This is a genomic window from Akkermansia massiliensis, from assembly GCF_023516715.1.
Classification (GTDB): domain Bacteria; phylum Verrucomicrobiota; class Verrucomicrobiia; order Verrucomicrobiales; family Akkermansiaceae; genus Akkermansia; species Akkermansia massiliensis.
The window spans coordinates 1225946-1249020 of record NZ_JAMGSI010000001.1 but is presented as its reverse complement, the minus strand read 5'-3'; the positions used below and the strand labels follow the sequence as shown (position 1 = coordinate 1249020).

Sequence of the window (23075 nt, the reverse complement as noted above, 5' to 3'; positions counted from 1 at the left end):
CTTTTTCCCCACTAAAGAAGATCAGCCGTAAAACCGCCCATGGAATAATATCAACCGGATTTCATATAGAATGTTTTTTGCGCCCAGCGAGGATAGGTGAGACAGCTTCCCGCGGCGTCCGATTTCCCGGGTGGGGATGGGGGCGCCGCGGGAAGAAAAGCTCCGGCAATGTTTCCGGCTTCTCTCCTGCCTGTGGTGCGCCTTCCGTTGCCGGAGAAGGCCGGCAGCCGTTTTTTCCTTCTTCGCGGGGATTCCCGGTCCCGTTCAATCCTGCCGGGCAGCCATTCCTATTAAAATATAGACGATGAAAAAATTATTACCATATTTGTACGCGGCAGGGGCTTTCCTTGCCCCCTGTTGCGCCGCGGAGCCGGAGACTCCCCAGCCATCCCCGAACACCATGAATATTACGATTAAAGCAGGAGAAAAGGAAATTGCCGCCACTCTTCAGGACAATGCCGCCGCCAGGGATTTCGTGGCCCGGCTTCCCCTGACGCTGACGCTGGAGGATTACGGCGATACCGAGAAGATCAGCCCTCTGCCCGGCAAGTTGTCCACCGCCGGGTCTCCGGCCATGGGGAAACCCTTCCGGGGGGCCATCGCCTATTACGCCCCGTGGGGCAATTTGTGCATTTTCAGGAAGGCCTTCGAGCCGTCCCGCGGCCTGGTGATTCTGGGGAGCGTGGACGGGGAAGGGATGAAGGCGCTGGATGTTTCCGGAAAGATCCGCGTGACCATTGACGTGAAACGCTGACCTTCCGGTTTGTCCGGCAGGTTTTTATCCCGGTTCTCCGGGATGGGGCAGCGTTCCTTTTTTAAGGAATCGGGAGAAGGCTGTTTTTCCCGGGCGGGGGCCTGTTGCCTCATTTTTTTGGGAGAAAAGATATTAAAGATACATGAGATTTTTTTAATGATATGAAAATAAAACATTTATTGAATGCGTGCGCTGCGGTGCCCGGTGATGGGAAAGGAGGGGCGGATGCCTCCCGTTGACAGGATGGGGCCCGTCAGCACGCGGGAGCGTTCCGTGATTCTAGACGCCTTGAGGGGACTGGCGCTTTTCGGCATCTGCCTGGCGAATTTTCCGGAGTTTTCCCTGTACACGTTCCAGAGTCCGGAGGTTGTTTCCGCCATGCCCACCGCCGGAATCGACCGGGTGGTCCGCTTCCTCCAGTACGTGTTTATTGACGGCAAGTTTTACAGCCTGTTTTCCCTGTTGTTCGGCATCGGCTTTTCCATCATGATGTCCCATTCCATGGAGAAGGGGCGCGACGGCATCGCCGTTTTTTACCGCAGGATGGGCCTTCTGGCCCTGATCGGGCTGCTGCACCTGATGCTCCTGTGGAGCGGGGACATCCTGCTTCTGTATGCGCTGGCCGGCCTGCTGCTGCCGCTGTTCCGGAATGTGCCGGACAGAAAGCTGCTGGCGATTGCCGCCGCGCTTGTTTTCTGCCCCGTTCTCATGGATGCCCTGAAGGTTTTTTCAGGCTACCGGTTTGACCTCGCCGCCCCGGTGGGGGGCGCAGTACGGTATTTCAACGGTCTCAGCGGGATTACGGACGCGAATTTCGGCAGATGGCTGGTGGACGGGGAACATTATTCCGACGTTCTGAAGTTCACCCTGTCCGGGGCGTTCATCCGCGTCCAGGAGCTGCTGGAGAGCAACCGCGTCTTCAAGGTGCTGGGCTTGTTCCTGCTGGGGCTGTATGTGGGAAGGAACGGAATTTATGCGAATCTGGAGAGGCGGCGGACGCTGTTGAAGAGGGTATGCCGCTGCGGTTTTCTGGCGGGGCTGCCCCTTTCCTTCCTGTACGCCGCCCATGCGCTTCACCTGCTGGGCGGCGGGCCCGTGGCCGGGGCCTTCCTGTATGCCGTCAGCGTTATTCCCCTCAGCCTGGCGTATGTGTCCGTTTTCTGCCTGTGGTTCCTTCGCCGGAAGGACGCTCCCTTGTTCCGGGCGCTGGCGGCTCCCGGGCGGATGGCGCTGACCAATTACATCGGGCAGTCCGTGCTGGGCATCGTCCTGTTTTACGGAATAGGCTTCCGCCTGGGGGCCCGGCTGGGGCTGGCGCAGGTGGAACTGGTAGCTGCCTCCGTCTTCCTGTTCCAGGCGCTGTTCAGCCGCGTCTGGCTGAAGTTCTGCCTGTTCGGCCCCCTGGAATGGGGCTGGCGCATGCTGACGTACGGGAAAAGGCTCCGGTTGTTCCGGAAGACTCCGGTTTTCCCCGGAAGGAAGGCGGCTCCTTTTAACAAGTAAAGAGTTCATGGAGGTTTTCCAATGGCTGTTTATCCAATCACGGAGCCGCCGGGCCGGCTGGGAGTCATCACCGCGTATCTGATGATTTACGTGGTGTGGGGATCCACCTATTATTTTATCGGGACGGCGCTGCAGGGGTTCCCTCCGTTTCTGCTGGGCGGAATGCGCTTCTGCACGGCGGGGCTCCTTCTGCTGCTGGCCGGGCGGGCAAGGGGGGAGGATATTTTCCGGGGTCCCCTGGTCCGGAAGTCCGCCGTCAGCGGCATTATCCTCCTTTTCGTGGATATGGCCGTCGTCATGCTGGCCCAGCAGTATTTGAGCAGCAGCCTGGTGGCGATCATCGCATCGTCCACGGCCATCTGGATTATCGCGCTGGATGTTCCCATGTGGCGCAGGAATTTCCGGAGCATTTCCGTTTTGGCGGGGATAGCGGCCGGATTCCTGGGAGTGGGCCTTTTGTTCGCGGAGCAGCTTGGACGGGAGGAAGGGGGCGGCCAGGGCGCGCACGGTATCCTGCTGCTGGTTTTCGGCTGCGTTTCCTGGGCTTTGGGGACGCTGTACGCCAAGTACCGTTCCTGCGCGGAGGAGGCGGTCAACAATGTGGGCGGGGCGGCGTGGCAGATGCTCGCGGCGGGGGTGATGTTCTGGTGCTGGGCCCTCGTCCGGAAGGAGCCGGAGAACATGGATTGGGAGGAAGTTCCTGCTTCCGCGTGGCTGTCACTCCTTTATCTGGTGCTGTTCGGCTCCGTCCTGGCGTACACCAGCTATATCTGGCTGCTGAAGGTTCGTCCGGCGGCGGAAGTAGGGACGCACGCCTATGTGAACCCCCTGGTGGCCGTCGTCCTGGGGTGCGCGGCGGGAGGGGAAGGGATGACGTGGGCGCGGATGGCCGGGCTGTTCGTCATCCTGGGGAGCATCGCGCTGGTGAGGAGAACGCCTCCGGAAGATTCCGCCGGGAAAGGGCGCGCGCTTTCCCCTGCGGCCGCCATGGCGTACAGAAAGGGAATATCGTGCCGGGAATCTGAAAAATGAAGTTGTTTTCATGATTTCACGGTTCATGAAATGATTTTTATGACAGTTAATATTTATTAATTATGAATACATTACAAATGATGAACGAGAAAATGCTAAAAATCCTTTGCATTACAGTTACTATAAGGAATAGCCTGAAGGAAGAAAGAAGAAGGCCAGGAATGCGGAGAATGCCGCTCCCCGTCTTTTTCCCGGTCTTCCTTTTCCGGATGCCGATTGCCGCCGCTTAAACGCATATGATGAATTCCAAAAGAACATTTTACCAACCCATCACCATGACCAAAAAAATGATTAAGAATACTTCCTACGAGGGGGAGCGCCCCTTGTTTGCCTCCCATCATCTGAGGCTGGAAGACGTCACGATTTATCCGGGAGAGTCCGCCCTGAAGGAATGCTCCGACATTGAAGCCGTACGGTGCGAGTTCCGGGGAAAGTACCCTTTCTGGCACAACGACGGCTTGCTGATTGAGAATTGCCTGTTCAGGGAAGGCGCCCGAGCCGCCATCTGGTATTCCCGGAACCTGCGCATGAAGGATACGCGGGTGGAAGCCCCCAAGATGTTCCGGGACATGGACGGGATGGTTCTGGAGAACGTGGTCCTGACGGACGCCCTGGAATGCTGCTGGCACTGCCGGAACGCGGAGCTGCGCAACGTGCAGGCGGACAAGGGCGATTACCTGTTCATGCACGGGGAGAATATGGACATTGACGGTTTCCGGCTGAACGGGAACTACTCCTTCCAGTATTGCAGGAATGTGGTGATCCGGAATGCGGAGATTCATTCCAAGGACGCCTTCTGGAATACGGAGGACGTGACGGTGTACGATTCCGTGGTGGACGGGGAATACCTGGGCTGGCATTCCAGAAACCTCCGCCTGGTGAATTGCCGTATTTCCGGCACGCAGGCGTTGTGCTACGCGGAGAACCTGGTGCTGGAAAACTGCACGTTCGGGGAGGATGCGGACCTTTGTTTTGAATATTCCTCCGTGCAGGCGGAAATCAAGGGGCGAGTGCACAGCGTCAAGAACCCGCGCAGCGGACGCATCGTGGCGGAAGAGTACGGGGAGGTTATTCTGGACGAGCACTGCAAGGCTCCGGCCAACTGCTCCATTGAAACAGGAAAAACGCAGTCGGGAGAAGCAGCATGAAGTACGATTTTGACACCGTTGTGCCGCGCCGGGGAACGAATTCCTACAAGTGGGATTCCATGCCCCGGGCGGACATTCTGCCCATGTGGGTGGCGGACATGGATTTCCGCACGGCTCCGGCGGTGACGGAGGCCATCCGGAAGAGGGCGGAACACGGCATTTTCGGCTACACGCGGGTTCCGGATTCCTATTATGAGGCGGTCACGAACTGGTTTGAACGCCGCCACGGCTGGAAGATCAGTCCGGAGTGGATTATTTACACCACGGGGGTGGTGCCCGCGCTGTCCGCCATCATCCGGGCCCTGACGGCTCCGGGGGACAAGGTGCTGGTGCAGACGCCCGTGTACAATTGCTTTTTTTCCTCCATCCGCAATAACGGGTGCGTGGCGGAAACCAGCCCGCTGAAGTACGAGAACGGGAAGTACGCGCTTGACGCGGAGGACCTGGAGCGGAAGGCGTCCGATCCCGCCGTCAAGCTCCTGCTCCTGTGCAATCCCCACAATCCCGCCGGGCGCGTCTGGACGAGGCCGGAGCTGGAGAAGATCGCGGATATCTGCTGCAGAAACGGCGTGCTGGTGGTGGCTGACGAGATTCATTGCGAACTGACGTATCCCGGCCATCCCTACACGCCGTTCGCCTCCCTTTCGGAGGAGGCCCTGCGCCATTCCGTCACCTGCATTTCCCCCAGCAAGGCCTTTAATCTGGCGGGCATTCAGATCGCCAATATCGTCGCGGCGGATGAGGAGGTCCGGAGGAAGATTGACAAGGCCATCAACATCAACGAGGTGTGCGATGTCAATTCCTTCGCCGTGGATGCTCTGGAAGCGGCCTACAACGGCGGAGAGGACTGGCTGGAGGAGCTGAAGCTTTACCTTTACGGGAATTACGAGACGGTCCGGGACATGCTGGGCGAACGCCTGCCGCAGCTCCGCGTGCTGCCGCTGGAGGGAACGTACCTGGTCTGGATAGATTGCTCCGCGCTGGGGCTTTCCTCCGCGGAAATTGTCCGTTTGCTGGAGGAAGAGGGACGGGTGCTCGTCAACGGCGGGGAAATGTACGGGGAATCGGAGGGCTGTTTCATCCGCCTGAACATCGCCTGTCCCCGGAAACTGCTGCTTGAGGGGGTGGAAAGAATCTGCCGTACGCTGGGCGGCCGCGTTTCCGGAACATGAACGCGTCCGGCGGCCTGAAAGGTCTCAATGGAGAGAGCGCGAAGAACGATCATCAAGAACAAACAATCAAGTTGCCATGAGAAACAATATGACGAGAAGAGCGTGGCTCCAGTCTTCCACCGCGGCCCTGGCGTGCCTGGCCTTGCCGGAATATGCGCTGGGCGCGGCCGCGGAGAAGAACGGAGCTTCCAGGGTATGGATGACGAAGGAGATTTCTCCGGAGGCTCTCGTAAGGATTTACGAGGCCCTGGGGCGTCCGGCCACGGGAAAGGCGGCCGTCAAGATCAGCACCGGGGAGCCGGGCGGCCGCAATTTCCTGAGTCCGGCCCTGATCAAGGGCCTGGTGCACCGCGTGAACGGCACCATCGTAGAGTGCAATACGGCTTACGGCGGCAAGCGGTCCCGGACGGAGGACCACCTCCGTGCCGCGAAGGAGCACGGTTTTTCCGACATTGCCAGGGTGGACATCATGGACGCGGAGGGAGAGTTCACCATCCCGGTAAAGGACAGGAAGCACCTGGAATACGACATCGTGGGGAGCCATCTGAAGAACTACGATTTCATGATCAACCTGGCCCACTTCAAGGGGCACGCCATGGGCGGCTTCGGCGGCGTGATCAAGAACCAGTCCATCGGCGTGGCTTCCGCAAGCGGCAAGGCGTACATCCATTCCGCCGGAAAAACGCGGGACGTTGCCGCCGTGTGGAACAATCTGGCCGCGCAGGACGACTTTCTGGAGTCCATGGCCGCCTCCGCTCAGGCGGTGGCCGATTACTTCGGGGACAGGATTCTGTATATCAACGTGATGAACAAGCTGTCCATTGACTGCGATTGCGATGCCCACCCCCATGACCCGGAGATGAAGGACATCGGCATTCTGGCTTCCCTTGACCCGGTGGCGCTGGACCAGGCCTGCCTGGACCTCGTTTACGCCGTCAAGCCTTCCGCCGGAGACAACAGCAAACCCCTGATCGAGCGCATTGAAAGCCGTCATGGGCGGCACACGGTGGATTATGCCGAACAGATAGGCCTGGGTACCAGGAAGTATGCGCTGAAGGAGCTGGAACCGCAGCAGGGCGTTCATTGGTGATGATGTTCACAGGAGACCGGGTACGGATGCCGGATGAGGATATGATGTAAATTTGGAATCCTAGACATAGTTGGAAATGAGCAGGGAAAAGCATATGACACGGCGCGAAGCGCTCAGAAAGATGGGTGGGGCAACCGCAGGAGGGATGGGGCTCGTCATCGCCGCCGCAAATGCCGCCGATGTGCCGGGATTATCCAATAGTGCACACAAAGAGCGGAAAATGAAAGCACTGGCAATCAACGGCAGTTCACGGAAAGACGGAAATACGGCAGATATGCTGAATGTAGTCTTGGCAGAATTGGGAAAAGAAGGATATGAGACGGAACATGTCCAATTGGCTGGTTCCACGGTCAACGCCTGCAAGGCGTGTTTCGGCTGTGCAGGGAGAGGGAACTGCGTATTCGGCAATGATATTTTCCAGGAATTGTATGATAAGATGGTGAAAGCGGATGCCATTATCCTGGGGTCTTCCACCTATTCGGCAGATGTCTCGTCCACACTGAAAGCGGTTATCGAAAGGGCCAGCGTGGTGAGCGACACAAATCCGGGGATGTTCCGCCACAAAGTAGGTGGAGCGGTTGCGGTTGCCCGCCGTGCCGGGGCCATGAACGCGATCGACACGATCAACCATTTCTTCCTGAACAAGGAAATGTTTGTTGCAGGCTCTACTTATTGGAACATCGCTTATGGCCGTCTGCCCGGTGAGGCGATGAAAGATGAAGAAGCCGTCGCGAATATGAAAAATCTCGGTCAGAATATAGCGTGGCTATTGGGCCGTTTGAAATAAATTTCATAACAAGATATGTACAATTTAAAAGTTGAATAATCACGGCACATCATCTTACAGCGGATCAATTCACAGATGCCGCTTCGCAAGCCGTTACGGAAAATATTAAACACAGTCATTCAGACAGATGCAAAAAAAGTTTTTATCCTGAAGCAAATAACAATAAAAAACAAAAACAGTTATGGAAGAAGTTACATTAAACAACGGAGTTGTCATGCCCATCTTGGGCTTTGGAGTTTTTCAGATTCCCGACGCCGCAGAGTGCGAGCGCTGCGTGCTGGACGCGATCGGCGCCGGCTACCGTTCCATTGATACGGCCCAGATTTACGGCAATGAGGAGGCCGTAGGCCGCGCGGCGGAGAAGAGCGGGGTGCCGCGCGAGGAATTGTTCCTCACCACGAAGGTGTGGATTACCAACGGCGGGTATGAAAAGGCGAAGGCTTCCATTGACGAGTCCCTGCGCAAGCTGCGCACGGATTACGTGGACCTGCTGCTCATCCACCAGCCCTTCAACGATTATTACGGCACTTACCGGGCCATGGAAGAGGCTAACCGGGCCGGAAAGGTCCGCGCCATCGGCGTGAGCAATTTTTATCCGGACCGTTTTGTGGACCTGGCGGAGTTCTGCGAGATCAAGCCCGCCGTCAACCAGGTGGAAACGCACGTGTTCAACCAGCAGGTGAAGGCCCGGGAGCTGATGGCGAAGTACGGTACCAGGATGGAATCCTGGGGGCCCTTCGCGGAAGGCCGCAATGGATTTTTCACGAATCCGGTGCTGAAGGACATCGGAGAGAAGTACGGCAAGGCTCCGGCGCAGACGGCCCTGCGCTTCCTGATCCAGCGCGGCGTCATCGTCATTCCGAAGACGACCCACCGGGAAAGGATGGAGGAGAATTTCAACGTCTTTGACTTTGAACTTTCCCGGGAGGACATGGGGGCCATCGCCAGGCTGGACCGCGGAGAGAGCCTTTTCCTGTGCCATCAGGACCCGGAGTCAGTCCTGTACCTGATCAATTACGGAAAGTAATAATTCACCTTAAGTATTAGAAAGATGACAGGGTATTCATTTAAAAGGTTTTGCGCGGCTTTCTCCGCCTGCATTTGCTGTGCAGGGAGCTTATCCGCTGAAAATAATAACGCCAACACGGACAGGATCATGAACGAACAACTGAATTTAACGCAGGAATGGGACAAGGTGTTTCCGAAGAGCGACAAGGTAGACCACCGCAAGGTAAGCTTCCGCAACCGCTACGGCATTACGCTGGCCGCGGATTTGTATATCCCCCGGAAGGCTGGCGGAAAGTTGCCGGCTATCGCCGTTTCCGGCCCCTTCGGAGCCGTGAAGGAACAATCTTCCGGGCTCTATGCCCAGACGATGGCCGAGCGCGGTTTTCTAACGATCGCGTTTGATCCCTCGTATACGGGAGAAAGCGGCGGGGAACCCCGTTATGTCGCTTCCCCGGATATCAATACGGAGGATTTCTCCGCAGCCGTCGACTACCTCTCCACACGCGACGACGTGGACCCCGAACGCATCGGAATCATCGGCATTTGCGGGTGGGGCGGCATGGCGGTGAACGCGGCGGCTATCGACACCCGCATCAAGGCGACGGTAGCGTCCACGATGTACGATATGAGCCGCGTGAACGCGAACGGCTATTTCGACGCGATGGACGCCGACGCCCGTTATGAGCTTCGCAAACAACTGAATGCCCAGCGCACCGCCGATGCGAAGAACGGTTCTTATGCGCTCGCGGGGGGCGTGCCCGATCCTCTGCCCGACGATGCCCCAGGATTCGTGAAGGATTACTACAATTACTATAAGACGCCCCGCGGCTACCACAAGCGTTCGCTCAACTCGAACGGCGGATGGAATACCACCTCCGCGCTCTCGTTCATCAATATGCCCCTGCTGGCGTACAGCGGTGAAATCCGCAGCGCCGTGCTCATGATTCACGGAGAAAAAGCCCATTCACGCTATTTCAGCGAGGATGCCTTCAAGAAATTGAAGGGGGATAACAAGGAGCTGATGATCATTCCCGGCGCGAGCCATGTGGACCTCTATGACAATCAAGCCGGGGTTATTCCTTTCGGCAAAATCGAGCAGTTCTTTCAGGAGCATCTGAAATAAGGAGGTTCTGCGGCTGACTTTGAAGGGAGCTGATTACGGTGAGGGACTCAACATGATAAGCCGTCTGCCGGTTGTTCGCAGGGGAAGGACAGTGTTCTTCCCGTTCCGGCGGGGTTCAAGCCATTTTAAGCAAGAGACACATGATACTGATTTTCGGAGCACTGCTGGCGGTTTACGTTTTCTGCCGCGCCATTCTGCCGCTTAGGCTGAAATGGGGCTGGAAGGCCCTGCTTGCCGTCCTTCTGGCGGTGGCGGCGTTCAAATTCCATCTGCTGCATTTGTTTGGCGGCCCCATGTTTTTCTCCCCGGTTCTGCCGGAAGGCGTCCTGCTGGCGGCCGCATGGCTGTTCTCCGTGCTTTTCCTGTTCTTTTTCCTGCTGCTGGCGGCGGACGCGGCGCGCCTCCTGTACCTGCTGGTTCTGTTCTGCCTGCGGAAGAAGAGGACGGAACGGTTCCGCATCATTGGCAACCGGGTGAACCTTGTCCTGCTGGCTTTCGCCGCCGTACTGGCTACCGTGGGGATGGTCGGAGGCACCGGGGTGCCGCGGGTAAAGGAGGAAACGATTTCCGTGAACCATCTGCCGGATGGGGCGGACGGCCTGGCAGTCGCCGTGCTGGCGGACCTTCATGTGGACGGCATCACGCGGGCGGACTGCATCAGGAAAATTGTGGAACGCACGAATGCCCTGAATCCGGACATCGTCATTATTGCCGGGGACTTCGTGGACGGGACGGTTCCCGTGCACGGGGATGATTTGAGGCCGCTTGCGGATTTGAAGGCCAGGTACGGGGTGTTCGGCGTGCCGGGCAATCATGAGTATTATTCCGGTTATGAGGAGTGGATGAAGTTCCTGCCCACCCTGGGCATACGGATGCTTCACAATGAGCACGTGTTGACGGGGGGAGATGCGGTGGTGCTGGCGGGGGTGACGGATCCTGTAGCCGGCATCATGGGGAAGGAGGTGCCGGATATACGCAAGGCGCTGGCGGGAGCCCCGGAAAAGGGGGTGCGCATCCTCGCCTCCCACCAGCCGCGCTTGGCCCCGGAAGCGGCCGCGCACGGCGTGGACCTCCAGGTTTCCGGCCATACGCACGGCGGCATGATTGCCGGCATTGACCGGCTGGTGGCTCGGTTCAACGAGGGCTTTGTGTCCGGATTGTACACGGTGGGGGAGATGAAGCTGTATGTCTCCAACGGGGCGGGGATTTGGAACGGCTTTCCCATCCGCATCGGCGTTCCTTCGGAAATCGTGCTGATCCGGCTCCGGAAAGAGGAATAAGAGTGTTTAGAGTGGAGTGGGTGCAATCTTTGGAACAGATGAGGGAAAACATGTTGACTTATAGCTGCTCTAACGTTTAGACAGGAAGAAGGAACAAGGGTCGTGCACGGAGACTGCCGGATGAAGCCGTTTTTCTTCCCGGGCTGTTTTCTGCGCGGCCTTCCAACCCAGACATTAAATTCATGAAAACAATATCAATGATATGCACGCTGGCGGCCGCCCTGATGACGGGGGCCGGATGCTCGGGACAGGAACAGCCCAAGGTTTCCGTGGAACCTGCCAAGGTGCTCGTCGCCTACTATTCATGGGGCGGCAATACGAAGTACGCCGCCGCGCAGATTCAGAAGGCGACGGGCGGAACCCTGTTTGAAATCAAGCCGGTCAAGCCTTACCCGTCCGGGTACCGGGAATGTACGGTACAGGCCAAAAAGGAGATTCAGGAAGGCGTCAGGCCGGAGCTGGCCGCCAGGGTGGAGGACATGGGCAAGTACGACGTGATTTTCATCGGCAGTCCCAACTGGTGGAGCACGATTGCGCCTCCGGTCGCCTCTTTCCTGGCAAGCCACGACCTTTCCGGCAAGACGGTGATTCCGTTTGTGACGCACGGAGGCGGCGGCATGGCGCGCTGCGGGGACGAGGTGCGGAAGCTGTGCCCCAAGTCCACCGTTCTCAAGGGCGGAGCTTTTGCCGGGGAAGGCATCCGGACGGCCAGGCCCGCGCTGGTCAAGTGGGTCAATGACACGATCACCATCAACAAATAATGCTCCTTATGAAACGAACCCTTGCGGGAATGGCTTTTTCCCTTGCCTGTCTGATGAACCTTTCAGAAGCCCAAACCATGAATAACGATACAAGCGCCTTGTCGCCAAAAGAACAACAGATTGCCGCCATCAGCGCCCATACGGCCAGGGGCGACATGCCCGGCCTGCGGAACGCCCTGACGGCGGGGCTGGACGCCGGACTGACCCTGAACGAGCTCAAGGAGGTGCTGGTCCAGATGTATGCCTATTGCGGCTTCCCCCGCAGCCTGAACGCCCTCAATGAGTTGATGGTTCTGGCGAAGGACCGCGCCTCGCGCGGCATCAATGATACGGTGGGAGAGGAGGCGGGAGCGCCGCCTGCCGGAAAGAGCATCGACTTCGGCACGGCCAACCAGACGAAGCTTTGCGGCGCTCCGGTGAAGGGGGATCTTTTCCTGTTCGCCCCGGCCATTGACGAGTTCCTGAAGGCGCATTTGTTCGGGGACATTTTCGGCCGCGACAATATGGACTGGAAGACCCGGGAGCTCGCCACCATCGCGGCCCTGGCCGCCATGACGGGCACGGAAAGCCAGTTGAACTCCCACATCCGCATCGGGAAGCACAACGGCCTGACTGACGGGCAGGTGGAGGCCATTCTGGCCGTATCCGCCGCTGCCGGGAAGAAGGACGCCTTCCCCAAAGGGGAGCCGGCTCCGGCCAATTTCACCGGAAAAGCCTGGGTAGCCATGCTGGTGGACAACAGGGATTACGACATGTCCGCCTATAACGTCACCTTTGCCCCCGGCACGCGGAACAACTGGCACAGCCATTCCGTGGGCCAGGTGCTGTTCTGCACGGAAGGCACGGGATACTACCAGGAGCGCGGCAAGGCCGCCCGGCGCCTGACGCCCGGTTCCGTGGTGGAAATCCCGGCCAATACGGAGCACTGGCACGGCGCGGCTCCGGACAGTGAGTTCGTGCACCTCGGCATCACGCCCAGGGCGGCTTCCAACAGGACGGCGTGGGGAGGCCCCGTGACCGATGCGGAGTATGCGGAGGCGACGGGAAGCAAATAAAAGCGCAGGGATTTTCCGGCGTTTCCTCCTTTTCCTTCGGAGAGGGGGGCAGCCGGGAAGGTTTTTCTCCCTGACGGGAAATGAAGGAAAAAACAGGGCATCCGGGAATTCCAATGGAATTCCCGGATGCCTCCTGTTGCGGATTTAAGGGAAAGATTATTCTTCCGGAGCGATGTTCGGTTCGCTGGCGCTGACGTGGTTCAGCGGATTGCAGCTGTCCGGCCTGTGGTTGTTCAAAAGATCCTGGTAGAATTTCTTCTTGTACTTCAAGACTTCCATTTGCTTTTTCAGGATGCGGAGTTGTTCACGGAGGCTTTTCTCCTGCTTGAAAATCAGTTCGGCGCGTTCCGGAATGGTGGTGTCCCCTTCCTGGCACAGGTCGATGTAGTGCTTGACGCCTTCAATCGGGAGGCCCGTCATCCGGAGGCAGTGAACCAGGCGCAGCCAGCCCAGGGTGTAGTCTGAAAACATGCGGGCATTGCCTCCGCTGCGGTCCACGTCCGGAATCAATCCGGCGTTTTCATAGTAGCGGATGGTGTAGGCGGACATCTCCATCATTTCCGCAACCTGTTTCACGGTATATTTGGGAGTGCGGTCATAGGAAGGCCGGTAGGAGCTGGATGGGGTCTTTTGTGTGATCATTGTGCAGTTGATGGCTTACAGTTACTCTAATATACTACCGGTTGCGGGATGGCAAGCGTTTTGCGTTGCCTCGCGGGCAATAACGTGTTCATAAGGCAGGGAAAACGGCTGGGACCGCTTTCCGGCGGACGGAAGGGTTTTCTGACTGACTAATTGCCGGATGAAGGAAAAGGGGAAAGGCCGGAAAGCCGTCTCCATGGTTGCTCCTGGAGAAGACGCCGGAACATGAAAAAGGCTGTTCCGGTGAAGGAACAGCCTTGATTCATTGGAAGAAAGCACATTTCAGGCGCGCACCCTGCGGCGGCGCAGCATCATGGCGGCAAGCCCCAGCAGGCTCAGGGAGGCCGCGGCCGGTTCGGGGACGGCCAGCGTCCCTTCCAGGGAAAGGTCTTCCACGGTGGCGTTATCTCCTCCCCGGCCTCCGGAGCTTCCCACCACGGCATAGACCTTGCCGTTGCCGTTTTCCTTCATGGCTCTCAACTGGTCTTCCGTGAGGTCATAGTGAACGTTCCAGGGGGAGCCGTCATTGTTCCTCGTTCCCTTGCAGAGTTCCACCATTTCCCCGTCCCTGGTTTCATACCAGACGGAATACGTGTACGTTCCGGTGGTTCCGGACGGGGTGAGGTTCATGCTGAAGCTCAGGCCGGAGTAATCCTGAATGTTTTCAATGGTCATTTTCAGACCGAAGCAGACGCCCGCCGTGCCGGACATGCTGGGCAGGTTGATGGTCTGGTCTTCCGTGTTGGAGGTGGCATTCCCCCAGCGCATGTCGCCGTTGCCGGTAGTGGTGTACCATCCGTCAGCCCGAGAACCGAGCCAGTTTTTAACGTCGTCTCCCGTGATGCCGTCCCCGGCAAGGCGTCCCGCTGAGTTGTAGCCCTGGCCCGTCATGGCGCCGATGTCGGGCATCAGCTCGACGGTTGCCGCCGCAGCGACGCCTGCCAGAGAGGCCACGGCCAGGTGGATGATGAGGTATAATGCTTTCTTCATATTCGTGTGGAATGATTGAATTATTCGCAAACTACCGGATTAACAATCCGCGGAGCTCCGGAGACGTTTCAAACGGGAACGAAGGAAAGCTCAAATGCATGGTTAACAAACACTTTCCCGTTTTCTTCCAAGCCCGCATACTGCCTGGGAATTGGGAACTCCCGGCCCTAATGGATACTCTCGCCGGAGCAGGATGGCGGCTATTGAAGGAGAACCTCCGCTGCGCTGCGGAAAGATTTTTTACCCACGAAAGGCGGGAGCCTTCCGTTCCCAGGCGCGGGAGGCGCAAATCCACCGTGAATAAACATTTCCACCGTTTCTTTTGCAGGTTGCCTTTCGCCTGGAAAGGACGGGAGCCTGCTCCTCATCTCATGGCTGTTTCCTTTCACAGACGCGTCTTTCCCGGAAGTTCGGGCTTCCCTGCTTCGTTGCGGAACGAAGAGAAAATCTATTGCATCAGGAACAGAAGCTGACGATTTACGGAGTATGGACAAGGGAAATTTCCCGAAAACGTTTTTCTTTCAGATGTTCATGCTTGACTCCGGATTGTTAATCCGATGCATGGTCTTCTCTATGTTTTAGGTAATTGAAACAGAATATATTATGGAGACGTTAAGAAGGTGTTTTCCTGCGCTGGTGATGCTTGTAGTTGGCAGCCGCGGGGGAGGAATACCTCAATAAAGGGAGGCGGATGGAGCCAGTGCCTCCCCGTCCGTTTCCTGAAACTCCGGTTTCACGGCTTTCCTTCCGCCGGACGGGGGCCCGGTCAGGAATTGTCCGGAGCGGGAAGTGGGGGCCGGCGTGCGCCGTGTCCCGGCAAGTCCGGGAATTCCCATGGAAAAGAGTCAAAGGGTTTGACGGGCTTTTCCGGCCCGTTACAATGAGACCGCTCCGGGATGGAGCCTGCGCCATGATTATTGCCTCCCTTTCCGATTCCGCCCGTTACGAGTCTTTGAATCCCCTTTTCCAGCGGGCTTTCGATTTTGTCAGGGAGGCCGGTCCGGCTTCCCTGGAACCGGGCCCCCACGTCCTGGAGGAAGACGCCCTGATTGTGATGGTGAATGAGCCGGCGATGAAGAAGCCGGAGAAGGCCCGCATGGAAGTGCACGACAGGTTCATTGACATCCACGTTCCCCTTTCACGGGAGGAAGGGTTTGCGTGGAAGGACCGCTCTGCCCTGGAAAAGCCTTCCGAACCGTTCAACATGGAAAAGGACGCGCAGCATTACGACGATGCGCCGGACACCTCTTTTACCGTGAAGCCGGGGCAGTTCGCCGTCTTTTTCCCGGAGGACGCCCATGCCGGCTGCATCGGGGAAGGGGCTCTCCGTAAACTGGTGATTAAAGTCAGAACGGCCTGACCCGCCTTCCGGAAAGATGGTCCGGCGCCGGAACAGGCCGTTCCTCCACGCCCGCTCCGGCTTGCCTGCCGGTGGGGCAATCATTCAATTTATTCCTCGTCTTCCACCCTCGCGTCCTGCTTGGGGTCCTGCGGAGCGTTTTCCGGAATCCAGACGGCCACGTTGCCGCCGTGGACGAGGAACTGGCCGTTGCCTTCCTCGTCAATGGCGACGGTTTCCTCCACGTTTCCGGTGGCTTCCTTCCAGGTTTCCCCGGCGTGCTGCTTGCCCACGTTCATCACCTTGTCCCCGTCCTCTCCGTTGGAGATGAGCACGGCCACGCCGGAATGCGGGTGGTCGTCATTCCCCACGCGGGTGAAGCCGATGGTGTTCGGGTGGTCAAAGTAGTAGTTCTGCTCCCCGAAGGCATGGTTTTTGCGGATTTCCAGCAGGTTGTCGATGATGCCGCGGTGCATGGGCGGGTTGCCGCTTACTCCGTAGTAGTCTCCGTAGAAGATGCAGGGATAGCCTTCCTTCATGAGCAGGATGAGCGCATAGGCGGAGGGCTTGAACCAGTCTTCCACGGCTGATTCCAGGGAGCTGCCCCACTGGGAGTCATGGTTGTCCACAAAGGTGACGGCCAGCGTGGGGTGGTTCTGGACCAGGGTGCCGTCCAGAATCTTGGAAAGGTCGTAATCGCGGCCCTGCTTGGAAGCCTGGTACATGTTGTAGTGCAGGGGCACGTCAAACAGGTCCACCTTGTAGCGTTCCTCCTTGAGGTATTCGTTCAGGGAGTCCAGGTCCTGCTTCCAGTATTCGCCCACGGCGTAGAAATCCTCTCCCCTGTCCTTGCGGACGGCGGCCAGGAATTTCTTGATGAACTCGTCATTGATGTGCTTGATGGCGTCCAGCCTCATGCCGTCCAGGTCCAGTTCCCGGGATACCCAGACGCCCCATTTTTCCATTTCTTTCACCACTTCCGGGTGGTCGAAGTCCAGGTTGGCGAACATGAGGTAGTCATAGTTGCCGTTTTCTTCGTCCACGCCTTCGCTCCAGCTTTTCCCGTCCCCCATGATCTTGAAGATGGAAGTTTTTTCCGTAGCGGCGTCGTAGTCCGTGCCGGTGAAGTGGTACCAGTGCCATTTGAAGTCGGAGTACTTGTCTCCGCGGCCGGGGAAGTTGAAGCCGGTCCAGCCTTCGATTTCGTAGGCGTCCGTGATTTCCTTGTCCCGGTTCTGCTGGTCCACTTCCTTGGCCATGAATTTTTCCGTATAGTCCGCTCCGGCCTTGTGGTTCATGACGGCGTCCAGGTAGACGCCCACATGGTGTTCATGAAGGGCCTTGATGGCGTCCTGGAGTTCCTGCTTGGTGCCGTATTTGGTGCGGACCGTGTTCTTCTGGTCGAATTCCCCTAGGTCAAACAGGTCGTAGGTGCCGTAGCCCACGTCGTTCTGTTCCTTGCCCTTGTAGGCCGGGGGAATCCAGACAGCTGTGACGCCTATCTCTTCCAGATGGGGGGCGTCTTCCTTCAGCTTGTTCCAGAACTGCCCGTCGTTGGGCAGGTTCCACTCAAAATATTGCATCATGATTCCGTTTTTCATTTTGTCAGATTCCTTGTAAATGTCGTTCGGGTTGTTCCGCCTTCAGGAGGCCGGCTGATGGGGAAGACGGTTCCCTGGCGTCTGCCGGGCGGGGCTCCGCATGATGATTTCACACGAAGCCGTCAACAAGATAGAGTCCTTAAAGCGCGGCGCGTTCGGCATACTGCCGGTGTTATGTCCCGCAAAATGTCAGGGAGAACGTGTGGAAAGCTGGAAAAGAGGGCTTTTCGCCAGGGCCGGACTGAACTTGCCCGCGAGCCGTCAGGAGTGAAACTGGCCCTTGCTGCTGCTGGAAAAACGAGCGTCAGCGAACGAGTGTGGAAAGAGAGGGCGCGGCCTTTGTCCGCCTGTTCATTCCGAAGCCGCAGAGGCCTGCGGCGCTCCCTGGAAGGGCTTCACGCTTCGGCCGTGCTGTGGTCCAGGTAGTGCCTGTTTTTCAGCCGGTAGTATTTGAGGAACCTCCGGATGAAGAGCAGGGTGACGATGAAGGAGAGCACGTCCGCCAGCGGGAGGGAGGCCCAGACGCCGTCCTGTCCCCAGAACCTGGGCAGCACCAGCAGGAACGGCAGCAGGAAGAGCATCTGGCGCGTCAGGGAAAGGAAGATGGCCAGACGGGCCTTCCCGATGGCCTGGAAGAAGTTGCCGATGATGATCTGGCTGCCGATGAGCGGGAAGGCCAGCACGCAGATGGTGAGGCCGTTGGCCGCCAGGCTGATGAGCGCGGCGTCATCCGTGAAGAGCCCGGCAATGCCGCGGGGGAAGAAAACGCAGGCCAGGAAGCCCAGCGTGGTGAAGGAAGTGCCCGCCAGCACGCCGTACTTGAGGGTGAGCAGGACGCGCCCCGGCTTCATGGCCCCGTGGTTGTAGCCGATGATGGGCTGCATGCCCTGCGTGAGGCCGATGACGAGCATGGCGAACAGGATGAGAATGCGGTTGATGATGCCGTAAGCGCCGATAGCCAGGTCCCCCCCGTGGTCCGCAAGCTGCCTGTTGATGGCGATGGTGACCGCGCTGCCGCATACGTTTACCAGGCACGGAGCCATGCCGATGGACAGGATGCCGGTGACGATGGCCTTGCGCAGTTCCCAGATGCCGCGGCGGAAGTGGACCGTGCTGGCCGCGTCCGAGAAGTGGAGCAGCACGCGCGCCATGCCGGTGACCTGGGCCAGCAGGGTGGCCAGGGCTGCCCCGGTGATGCCCCATTTGAACCAGAAGATGAAGATGGGAGCCAGGATGATGTTGATCCCCACGGAGAGCAGGGTGGAGCCCATGGCCTTTTTCGGGTAGCCGGTGGCCCTCATCACGTGGTTGAGGTTGAAAAAGACGTACGTGACGGGCAGCCCCAGCAGGGTGACGAGCATGAAGTCGTACGCGTAGGCGAGGGTTTGCCCGCTGGCGCCGAAGGCGGTCAGGATTTCCGTCAGGAAGAGCAGTGTGGGAACCACCAGCACCACGGCGGCGATCAGGCTCATGATGAGGACGTTCCCCAGCGTGCGCTCCGTCCCCTCCTGGTCCTTCTTGCCCAGACGGATGGAGCTGATGGCCGCCCCGCCGATGCCCACCAGCGTGCCCAGCGCAAAGGTCAGGTTCATGATGGGGAAGGTGACGGCCAGGCCGGACAGGGCCAGGGGGCCCACGCCGTGGCCGATGAAGACGCTGTCAATGATGTTGTACAGGGAGTACACCACCATGCCGGCGATGGAGGGCAGGGAGTACTGGACCAGCAGACGCCATACGGATGCGTTTTCCAATTCTGCGATGTTGCGTGACTGGGCTGCCATGGACGGACCTCCTTTTCAGACGGGAGGCAAACTATAGGAATGCGCGGAGGGGTTGTCAAGCTGTCCACCCGTCCGGGGAGCGGGCATTTTTCCGCCGGAGCGGCCGGAAAGGCCTGTTTTTGATTGACTGGGGAAGCTTTTGGGGGTTGATTCCTTTCCGCCTTTTTCCAGGAACACGCCATGACTTTTTCCGTTTGCCCTTTCCTGCGCCTTGCCGCCGTCTGCGGAGGCGCCCTTCTGTGCTCTTCCTGCCTGCCCATGCTCGGCACCGGGCAGATGCTGGCGGGCAGCCATCTTGCGGACGGCCTGCTGTCCACCTCCCCCCTGGACCTGGTGTGGAGGGGGGACATCCGGTCCTTTCCCTCCTCCGGGCTGGATACGCCCAGGGGCTTCAAGGTTTCCCCCGCGGATTCCTATTCCCTGCTGATGGAGGCGCGCCCCGGCATTGCCGGAGAGTGGGCCTGCTACCATGACCGGAACAGTTACTACTGGGCCTTTGTGGCCGGGAAGAAGGAGGAGGAAGCGGGGCTTTACGCCGTGCGCCGCGGCGTGGCCGTGAACGGAACCACCGGGGAGATTGAAGACCACCCCGCCGCGCAGGCCGTCAAGCCTCCCTCCGTCATGTAGGCGCGGGTTCTGGTCTTTTTGCAAAAACCGCTGCCGGGAACCCGTTTTCCGGGCTGTGGAACACGATAGATTTGACAGGCAGGGGCCTTTGCGGGCGTATTATTACCCGCATGAAGTTCCTTTTATTATCGTTTGCGTGGATGTGCATGGCGTGCGCCGGGGCGTGGGGGCAGGATACGGCTCCCTCCTTCCCGGCGAACGGAGCCAATTACAGGCTGTTCCCGGCGGACCAGCCGCCCCTGGTTCCCAAGCCCCAGCAGCTGCACTGGACCGGCAAGGCCATTCGCGTGCAGTCCGTTCGCATCCTGGCCCCGTCTCCGTCCAGGACTTCCTATCCGGAACAGATGAAGTTCATCGTTTCCGAATTGAAGTCCTTCCTGGCGGACCACCGGGTGAAGGTGGCTCCGGACGGGGCGTTCGCCGTCAAGTTCGTGAAGGGGGAGGTGAAGGCCGGCACGGAGAATCCCAAGCTGAAGGAGGAGGCCTATTCACTCCGCGTGACTCCCGGCGGCGCGCTGATTACGGCGGCGGACACCAGGGGGTTTTATTACGGCATGAAGACGCTGGAGCAGCTTCTTCTGCGCCGCGGCGGGACGACGACCATCGCCGCCTGCGATATCGTGGACTGGCCGGATTTTGAAATCCGCGGGTTCATGAACGACGTGGGCCGCAATTACATGCCGCTCCCCCTGATCGCGCAGGAGCTGGATTCCATGGCGCAGCTTAAGCTGAACGTGTACCACTTCCATTTCACGGAGCATCCCGGCTGGCGGCTGGAGTCCAAGATTTATCCGGAACTGAATGATCCCAAGAATTTCACCCGCATGCCGGGCAAATTCTATACGCAGAAGGAGTTCAAGCAATTGGTGGAGTACTGCCGCCTGCGCAACATCCTGCTGATTCCGGAGATGGACATGCCGGGGCACAGCCAGGCGTTCCGGAAGGCGCTCAACGTGAAGATGAGCGATGAAAAGGCCACGAAGGCCCTGGTGGCCCTGATCAAGGAGATGTGCGCCCTGGTTCCCAAGGAGAAGATGCCCATCATCCACATCGGCACGGACGAGGCCCACGGCAAGGACGAGCAGGTGAACAATGACATTCTGAAGGAATACATCAATGCGGTGGAATCCTGCGGCCGCACGCCCATGAGGTGGCACCCCGGTCTGACGCCTAAGGGCTATAACGGCTCCATCCTGCAATTGTGGTCCGGCCGCCAGAACCGCGGCGCATGGCCTGTCAACGGGTCCAAGTACGTGGATTCCCTGGAGACCTACCTGAACCACCTCGATCCGTTTGAAACGGCCATGACCATGTACTTCCGCCGGGCCTGCCCGTTCCAGAATGCGGACGGCCTGGGCATGATGCTGTGCTCTTTCCCGGACCTGGAAATTACGGACCCGCGCAACCAGGTTCTCCAGACGCCCGTTTACGCAGGGATGGCGTTCGTTTCCGAGCCCTTGTGGAACAATCCCCATGAAAAGGTGCAGGGAGACCCCAACCAGGACGAGTACATGAAGTATTTCTCCAACCTGCCCGTGCAGGGGGACCCGTTGCTGAAAGGATTTGCGGAGTATGAAAACCGCGTGCTCGCCATCCGGGACCGCTTCTTCGTGAACAAGGAGTTCAATTACGTGCGGCAGGCCAATATTCCGTGGAAGCTGCTGGGCCCCATTCCCAACGGAGGGAAGACGGAAACGGAGTTCGCCCCGGAGGCGGACAACAAGACCGGGAAGATGAAGGATTCCTACGAGATTGACGGCGTTACCTACGAGTGGTCCAAGGACGCCTACACCGGAGCCACCATCATCTTCAAGCATTACTGCGATTTCCCGACGCTGTTCAACGGGGCGAAGATGGGGGCCTATCCCCACAAGAACCACACCTATTACGCGCAGACCTGGATTTATTCCCCGAAGGCGCAGACGGTGCCCTTCTGGATCAGCGGTCATACCTGGGCCACGTCCGACTGGCGCAACGGCCCGGCGAGCGTCCCCGGCAAGTGGTTCCACGCGAATCCCAGGTTCTTCGTGAACGGGCAGGAGATTGACCCCCCGCAATGGAAGAAGCCGCGCAACGGCGGCGTGCTGGTGGATGAAAACTACCATTTCCGGGAGCCTTCCATGGTTCCCCTGAAGAAGGGCTGGAACCGCGTGCTGGTGAAGAGCCCCAGCAACAATTCCGCGCGCCGGTGGATGTTCACGTTCGTTCCGGTGCAGGTGAACCCCAAGACGCCCGGCTGCAACGTGAAGGAGTATCCCGGCCTCAAGTTCGCCGCGGAACCGAAGTAAAGGGCTTTTCCGGTTGTTCCCAGGCAAATGACGAAGGCATGAGGCGCGTTCCGCTTCATGCCTTTTTTATGGCCGGACGGGGTTCCGAGAGAGCGCGGCGTCCTGTCAGAGTTTTTTCCAGGGCAGGGCTTCCAGCATCCCGTCAAAGCCCAGGCCCGTTCCGGCGGGAACGGCTACCTGCGGGTTCATGCCGCCCATCTGGTCAAGGAAGGGGTCCGGTTCAAACAGGAGGTGCGTGCAGAGGCCACAGAGGGGGATTTCCGTGGGCAGGGCGTTGCGGTAGTAGTCCGCCGCCTGGTAGACGGCCCAGAGCTGCCCCACGGGATGGTCCATGACGGTGGTGAACACGGGGGGCTCGTAAAGATACTCCGGCGTGGCTTCCCTCGCGGGCTTGACGATGCGGATGATGGGCAGGTCCGAGGAGATGGCCGGCTGGTGCTCCGAGTCCGAGCCCATGTCCAGGGCCAGCGGCATGCCGGCGTCCACCAGCCGTTCCCAGCTCTGGACGGAGAAGGGGCACGGGTCTTCAATGAAGTCTATCCGGGTTTTCAGGTGGTGGGGCAGGGATTTCCAGAATTTCAGGGCGTCGTTTTCATTCAGGCACCCGTTGAAGTCCAGCCGCCAGCGCCAGGCGGGGACCATGGAGGCGAGCATGGTCAGCCGTTCCAGGGCGGCGGCCAGGTTGGGGCTTGCCTTGATTTTTCCGGCCTTGAACCCCTTGGATTCCATGATGCGGATGGTGGCGGGGCTGACGCAGGAGGGCAGCGTGGCGTGGCTGGCGGGAATGTGCAGGCCGTCAAACAGGCTGGCGCCCTTCGCGCGCGCCTCCCCGTCCGTCCGGGCGCATTCCAAGGCGCGGATGCCCAGCGGCAGCGGGTTTCCCTTCCTGAGCGCGTCCAGTTCCTCCTGCAACGTGGCGTCCCCCAGCTCCGGCCACGGCTGGATGCAGCCGTACCCGCCTTCATCCGTTTTAATGAGGGCTCCTTTCCTGCATACTTCCGCGGCTCTGGCGTTCAGCGGACCGCAGGCCGTTAAAGAATATTCATGGTAAAACACAACTTTAATTCAAACAGCCTTTCAATCTTTTGTCACGA

The 23075-nt window shown here is 58.8% G+C and carries 20 protein-coding genes; 15 read left to right on the top strand and 5 right to left on the bottom strand.

Annotated elements, in window-relative coordinates; all coding sequences use genetic code 11:
• Positions 1 to 400 precede the first annotated feature (400 nt).
• The 12 genes from M8N44_RS05350 to M8N44_RS05295 all read left to right on the top strand — a co-directional run bounded on the left by M8N44_RS05350 (position 401) and on the right by M8N44_RS05295 (position 12713).
• Positions 401 to 754: a cyclophilin-like fold protein gene (locus M8N44_RS05350; protein WP_022397142.1), complete on the top strand. Its 354-nt coding sequence runs from the start codon at positions 401 to 403 to the stop codon at positions 752 to 754.
• Between the two features lie 183 nt (positions 755 to 937).
• On the top strand, positions 938 to 2257 hold the full coding sequence (locus tag M8N44_RS05345; RefSeq protein WP_215709528.1) for a DUF418 domain-containing protein: 1320 nt from the start codon (positions 938 to 940) through the stop codon (positions 2255 to 2257).
• Between the two features lie 21 nt (positions 2258 to 2278).
• Complete coding sequence (locus M8N44_RS05340; protein WP_102728134.1) at positions 2279 to 3289, top strand: EamA family transporter; 1011 nt, start codon at positions 2279 to 2281, stop codon at positions 3287 to 3289.
• 275 nt (positions 3290 to 3564) lie between these two features.
• Entirely contained in the window at positions 3565 to 4437 is an 873-nt protein-coding gene (locus tag M8N44_RS05335; protein ID WP_102727817.1) for a DUF3737 family protein, read from the top strand.
• Positions 4434 to 5609, top strand: a complete 1176-nt coding sequence (locus M8N44_RS05330) for a MalY/PatB family protein (RefSeq protein WP_102727808.1) — start codon at positions 4434 to 4436, stop codon at positions 5607 to 5609. The genes M8N44_RS05335 and M8N44_RS05330 overlap by 4 nt, the downstream gene beginning before the upstream one ends.
• 76 nt (positions 5610 to 5685) lie before the next feature.
• On the top strand, positions 5686 to 6699 hold the full coding sequence (locus M8N44_RS05325; RefSeq protein ID WP_102728135.1) for a DUF362 domain-containing protein: 1014 nt from the start codon (positions 5686 to 5688) through the stop codon (positions 6697 to 6699).
• Positions 6700 to 6775: 76 nt separating this feature from the next.
• Complete coding sequence (locus M8N44_RS05320; protein WP_215451154.1) at positions 6776 to 7486, top strand: flavodoxin family protein; 711 nt, start codon at positions 6776 to 6778, stop codon at positions 7484 to 7486.
• A gap of 181 nt (positions 7487 to 7667) precedes the next feature.
• Positions 7668 to 8513, top strand: a complete 846-nt coding sequence (locus tag M8N44_RS05315; protein WP_102728136.1) for an aldo/keto reductase — start codon at positions 7668 to 7670, stop codon at positions 8511 to 8513.
• A 24-nt stretch (positions 8514 to 8537) separates the two neighbouring features.
• Positions 8538 to 9617 carry an alpha/beta hydrolase gene (locus tag M8N44_RS05310; RefSeq protein WP_102728137.1) on the top strand — a complete coding sequence of 360 codons (1080 nt, stop codon included), beginning with the start codon at positions 8538 to 8540 and terminating at the stop codon, positions 9615 to 9617.
• Positions 9618 to 9757: 140 nt separating this feature from the next.
• Complete coding sequence (locus M8N44_RS05305) at positions 9758 to 10897, top strand: metallophosphoesterase (protein ID WP_102728138.1); 1140 nt, start codon at positions 9758 to 9760, stop codon at positions 10895 to 10897.
• A gap of 182 nt (positions 10898 to 11079) precedes the next feature.
• Positions 11080 to 11658, top strand: coding sequence for a flavodoxin (locus tag M8N44_RS05300; RefSeq protein WP_249853039.1), 579 nt, complete (start codon positions 11080 to 11082; stop codon positions 11656 to 11658).
• A gap of 77 nt (positions 11659 to 11735) precedes the next feature.
• On the top strand, positions 11736 to 12713 hold the full coding sequence (locus M8N44_RS05295; protein ID WP_215451153.1) for a carboxymuconolactone decarboxylase family protein: 978 nt from the start codon (positions 11736 to 11738) through the stop codon (positions 12711 to 12713).
• A gap of 156 nt (positions 12714 to 12869) precedes the next feature.
• Here M8N44_RS05295 and M8N44_RS05290 read toward each other — a convergent pair whose 3' ends face one another.
• On the bottom strand, positions 12870 to 13355 hold the full coding sequence (locus M8N44_RS05290; protein ID WP_022397129.1) for a MerR family transcriptional regulator: 486 nt from the start codon (positions 13353 to 13355) through the stop codon (positions 12870 to 12872).
• 282 nt (positions 13356 to 13637) lie between these two features.
• The gene (locus M8N44_RS05285; protein WP_102728139.1) at positions 13638 to 14345 is read right to left on the bottom strand and encodes a PEP-CTERM sorting domain-containing protein; all 708 of its coding nucleotides are present in this window, start codon (positions 14343 to 14345) and stop codon (positions 13638 to 13640) included.
• Between the two features lie 880 nt (positions 14346 to 15225).
• On the opposite strand from M8N44_RS05285, the gene M8N44_RS05280 reads away from it, so the two are divergent.
• On the top strand, positions 15226 to 15705 hold the full coding sequence (locus M8N44_RS05280; RefSeq protein WP_180971813.1) for a NanQ anomerase/TabA/YiaL family protein: 480 nt from the start codon (positions 15226 to 15228) through the stop codon (positions 15703 to 15705).
• Between the two features lie 89 nt (positions 15706 to 15794).
• Here M8N44_RS05280 and M8N44_RS05275 read toward each other — a convergent pair whose 3' ends face one another.
• Both M8N44_RS05275 and M8N44_RS05270 read right to left on the bottom strand, forming a co-directional pair.
• Complete coding sequence (locus M8N44_RS05275; protein WP_102728140.1) at positions 15795 to 17285, bottom strand: alpha-amylase; 1491 nt, start codon at positions 17283 to 17285, stop codon at positions 15795 to 15797.
• Positions 17286 to 17680: 395 nt separating this feature from the next.
• Positions 17681 to 19066 (bottom strand): MATE family efflux transporter, encoded by a 1386-nt coding sequence (locus tag M8N44_RS05270; protein ID WP_022397124.1) that lies wholly within the window; start codon positions 19064 to 19066, stop codon positions 17681 to 17683.
• A gap of 180 nt (positions 19067 to 19246) precedes the next feature.
• Between M8N44_RS05270 and M8N44_RS05265 the strand changes: the two genes are divergently transcribed.
• Together M8N44_RS05265 and M8N44_RS05260 are read left to right on the top strand one after the other, a co-directional pair.
• Positions 19247 to 19693 (top strand): hypothetical protein, encoded by a 447-nt coding sequence (locus M8N44_RS05265; RefSeq protein ID WP_102728141.1) that lies wholly within the window; start codon positions 19247 to 19249, stop codon positions 19691 to 19693.
• Between the two features lie 110 nt (positions 19694 to 19803).
• Positions 19804 to 21981, top strand: a complete 2178-nt coding sequence (locus M8N44_RS05260) for a family 20 glycosylhydrolase (RefSeq protein WP_102728142.1) — start codon at positions 19804 to 19806, stop codon at positions 21979 to 21981.
• Positions 21982 to 22086: 105 nt separating this feature from the next.
• Here M8N44_RS05260 and M8N44_RS05255 read toward each other — a convergent pair whose 3' ends face one another.
• Positions 22087 to 23037 carry an enolase C-terminal domain-like protein gene (locus M8N44_RS05255; protein WP_146020165.1) on the bottom strand — a complete coding sequence of 317 codons (951 nt, stop codon included), beginning with the start codon at positions 23035 to 23037 and terminating at the stop codon, positions 22087 to 22089.
• Between the last annotated feature and the right edge of the window lie 38 nt (positions 23038 to 23075).

What these genes read in the sequence shown, in the direction of transcription:
- M8N44_RS05260 (WP_102728142.1), top strand. Translation starts at nt 19,804, where the DNA reads ATGAAGTTCCTTTTATTATCGTTTGCGTGGATGTGCATGGCGTGCGCC.
- M8N44_RS05350 (WP_022397142.1), top strand. Translation starts at nt 401, where the DNA reads ATGAATATTACGATTAAAGCAGGAGAAAAGGAAATTGCCGCCACTCTT.
- M8N44_RS05280 (WP_180971813.1), top strand. Translation starts at nt 15,226, where the DNA reads ATGAGACCGCTCCGGGATGGAGCCTGCGCCATGATTATTGCCTCCCTT.
- M8N44_RS05270 (WP_022397124.1), bottom strand. Translation starts at nt 19,066, where the DNA reads ATGGCAGCCCAGTCACGCAACATCGCAGAATTGGAAAACGCATCCGTA.
- M8N44_RS05325 (WP_102728135.1), top strand. Translation starts at nt 5,686, where the DNA reads ATGAGAAACAATATGACGAGAAGAGCGTGGCTCCAGTCTTCCACCGCG.
- M8N44_RS05265 (WP_102728141.1), top strand. Translation starts at nt 19,247, where the DNA reads ATGACTTTTTCCGTTTGCCCTTTCCTGCGCCTTGCCGCCGTCTGCGGA.
- M8N44_RS05340 (WP_102728134.1), top strand. Translation starts at nt 2,279, where the DNA reads ATGGCTGTTTATCCAATCACGGAGCCGCCGGGCCGGCTGGGAGTCATC.
- M8N44_RS05275 (WP_102728140.1), bottom strand. Translation starts at nt 17,285, where the DNA reads ATGAAAAACGGAATCATGATGCAATATTTTGAGTGGAACCTGCCCAAC.
- M8N44_RS05290 (WP_022397129.1), bottom strand. Translation starts at nt 13,355, where the DNA reads ATGATCACACAAAAGACCCCATCCAGCTCCTACCGGCCTTCCTATGAC.
- M8N44_RS05285 (WP_102728139.1), bottom strand. Translation starts at nt 14,345, where the DNA reads ATGAAGAAAGCATTATACCTCATCATCCACCTGGCCGTGGCCTCTCTG.
- M8N44_RS05315 (WP_102728136.1), top strand. Translation starts at nt 7,668, where the DNA reads ATGGAAGAAGTTACATTAAACAACGGAGTTGTCATGCCCATCTTGGGC.
- M8N44_RS05345 (WP_215709528.1), top strand. Translation starts at nt 938, where the DNA reads ATGCGTGCGCTGCGGTGCCCGGTGATGGGAAAGGAGGGGCGGATGCCT.
- M8N44_RS05320 (WP_215451154.1), top strand. Translation starts at nt 6,776, where the DNA reads ATGAGCAGGGAAAAGCATATGACACGGCGCGAAGCGCTCAGAAAGATG.
- M8N44_RS05335 (WP_102727817.1), top strand. Translation starts at nt 3,565, where the DNA reads ATGACCAAAAAAATGATTAAGAATACTTCCTACGAGGGGGAGCGCCCC.
- M8N44_RS05310 (WP_102728137.1), top strand. Translation starts at nt 8,538, where the DNA reads ATGACAGGGTATTCATTTAAAAGGTTTTGCGCGGCTTTCTCCGCCTGC.
- M8N44_RS05305 (WP_102728138.1), top strand. Translation starts at nt 9,758, where the DNA reads ATGATACTGATTTTCGGAGCACTGCTGGCGGTTTACGTTTTCTGCCGC.
- M8N44_RS05300 (WP_249853039.1), top strand. Translation starts at nt 11,080, where the DNA reads ATGAAAACAATATCAATGATATGCACGCTGGCGGCCGCCCTGATGACG.
- M8N44_RS05295 (WP_215451153.1), top strand. Translation starts at nt 11,736, where the DNA reads ATGAATAACGATACAAGCGCCTTGTCGCCAAAAGAACAACAGATTGCC.
- M8N44_RS05330 (WP_102727808.1), top strand. Translation starts at nt 4,434, where the DNA reads ATGAAGTACGATTTTGACACCGTTGTGCCGCGCCGGGGAACGAATTCC.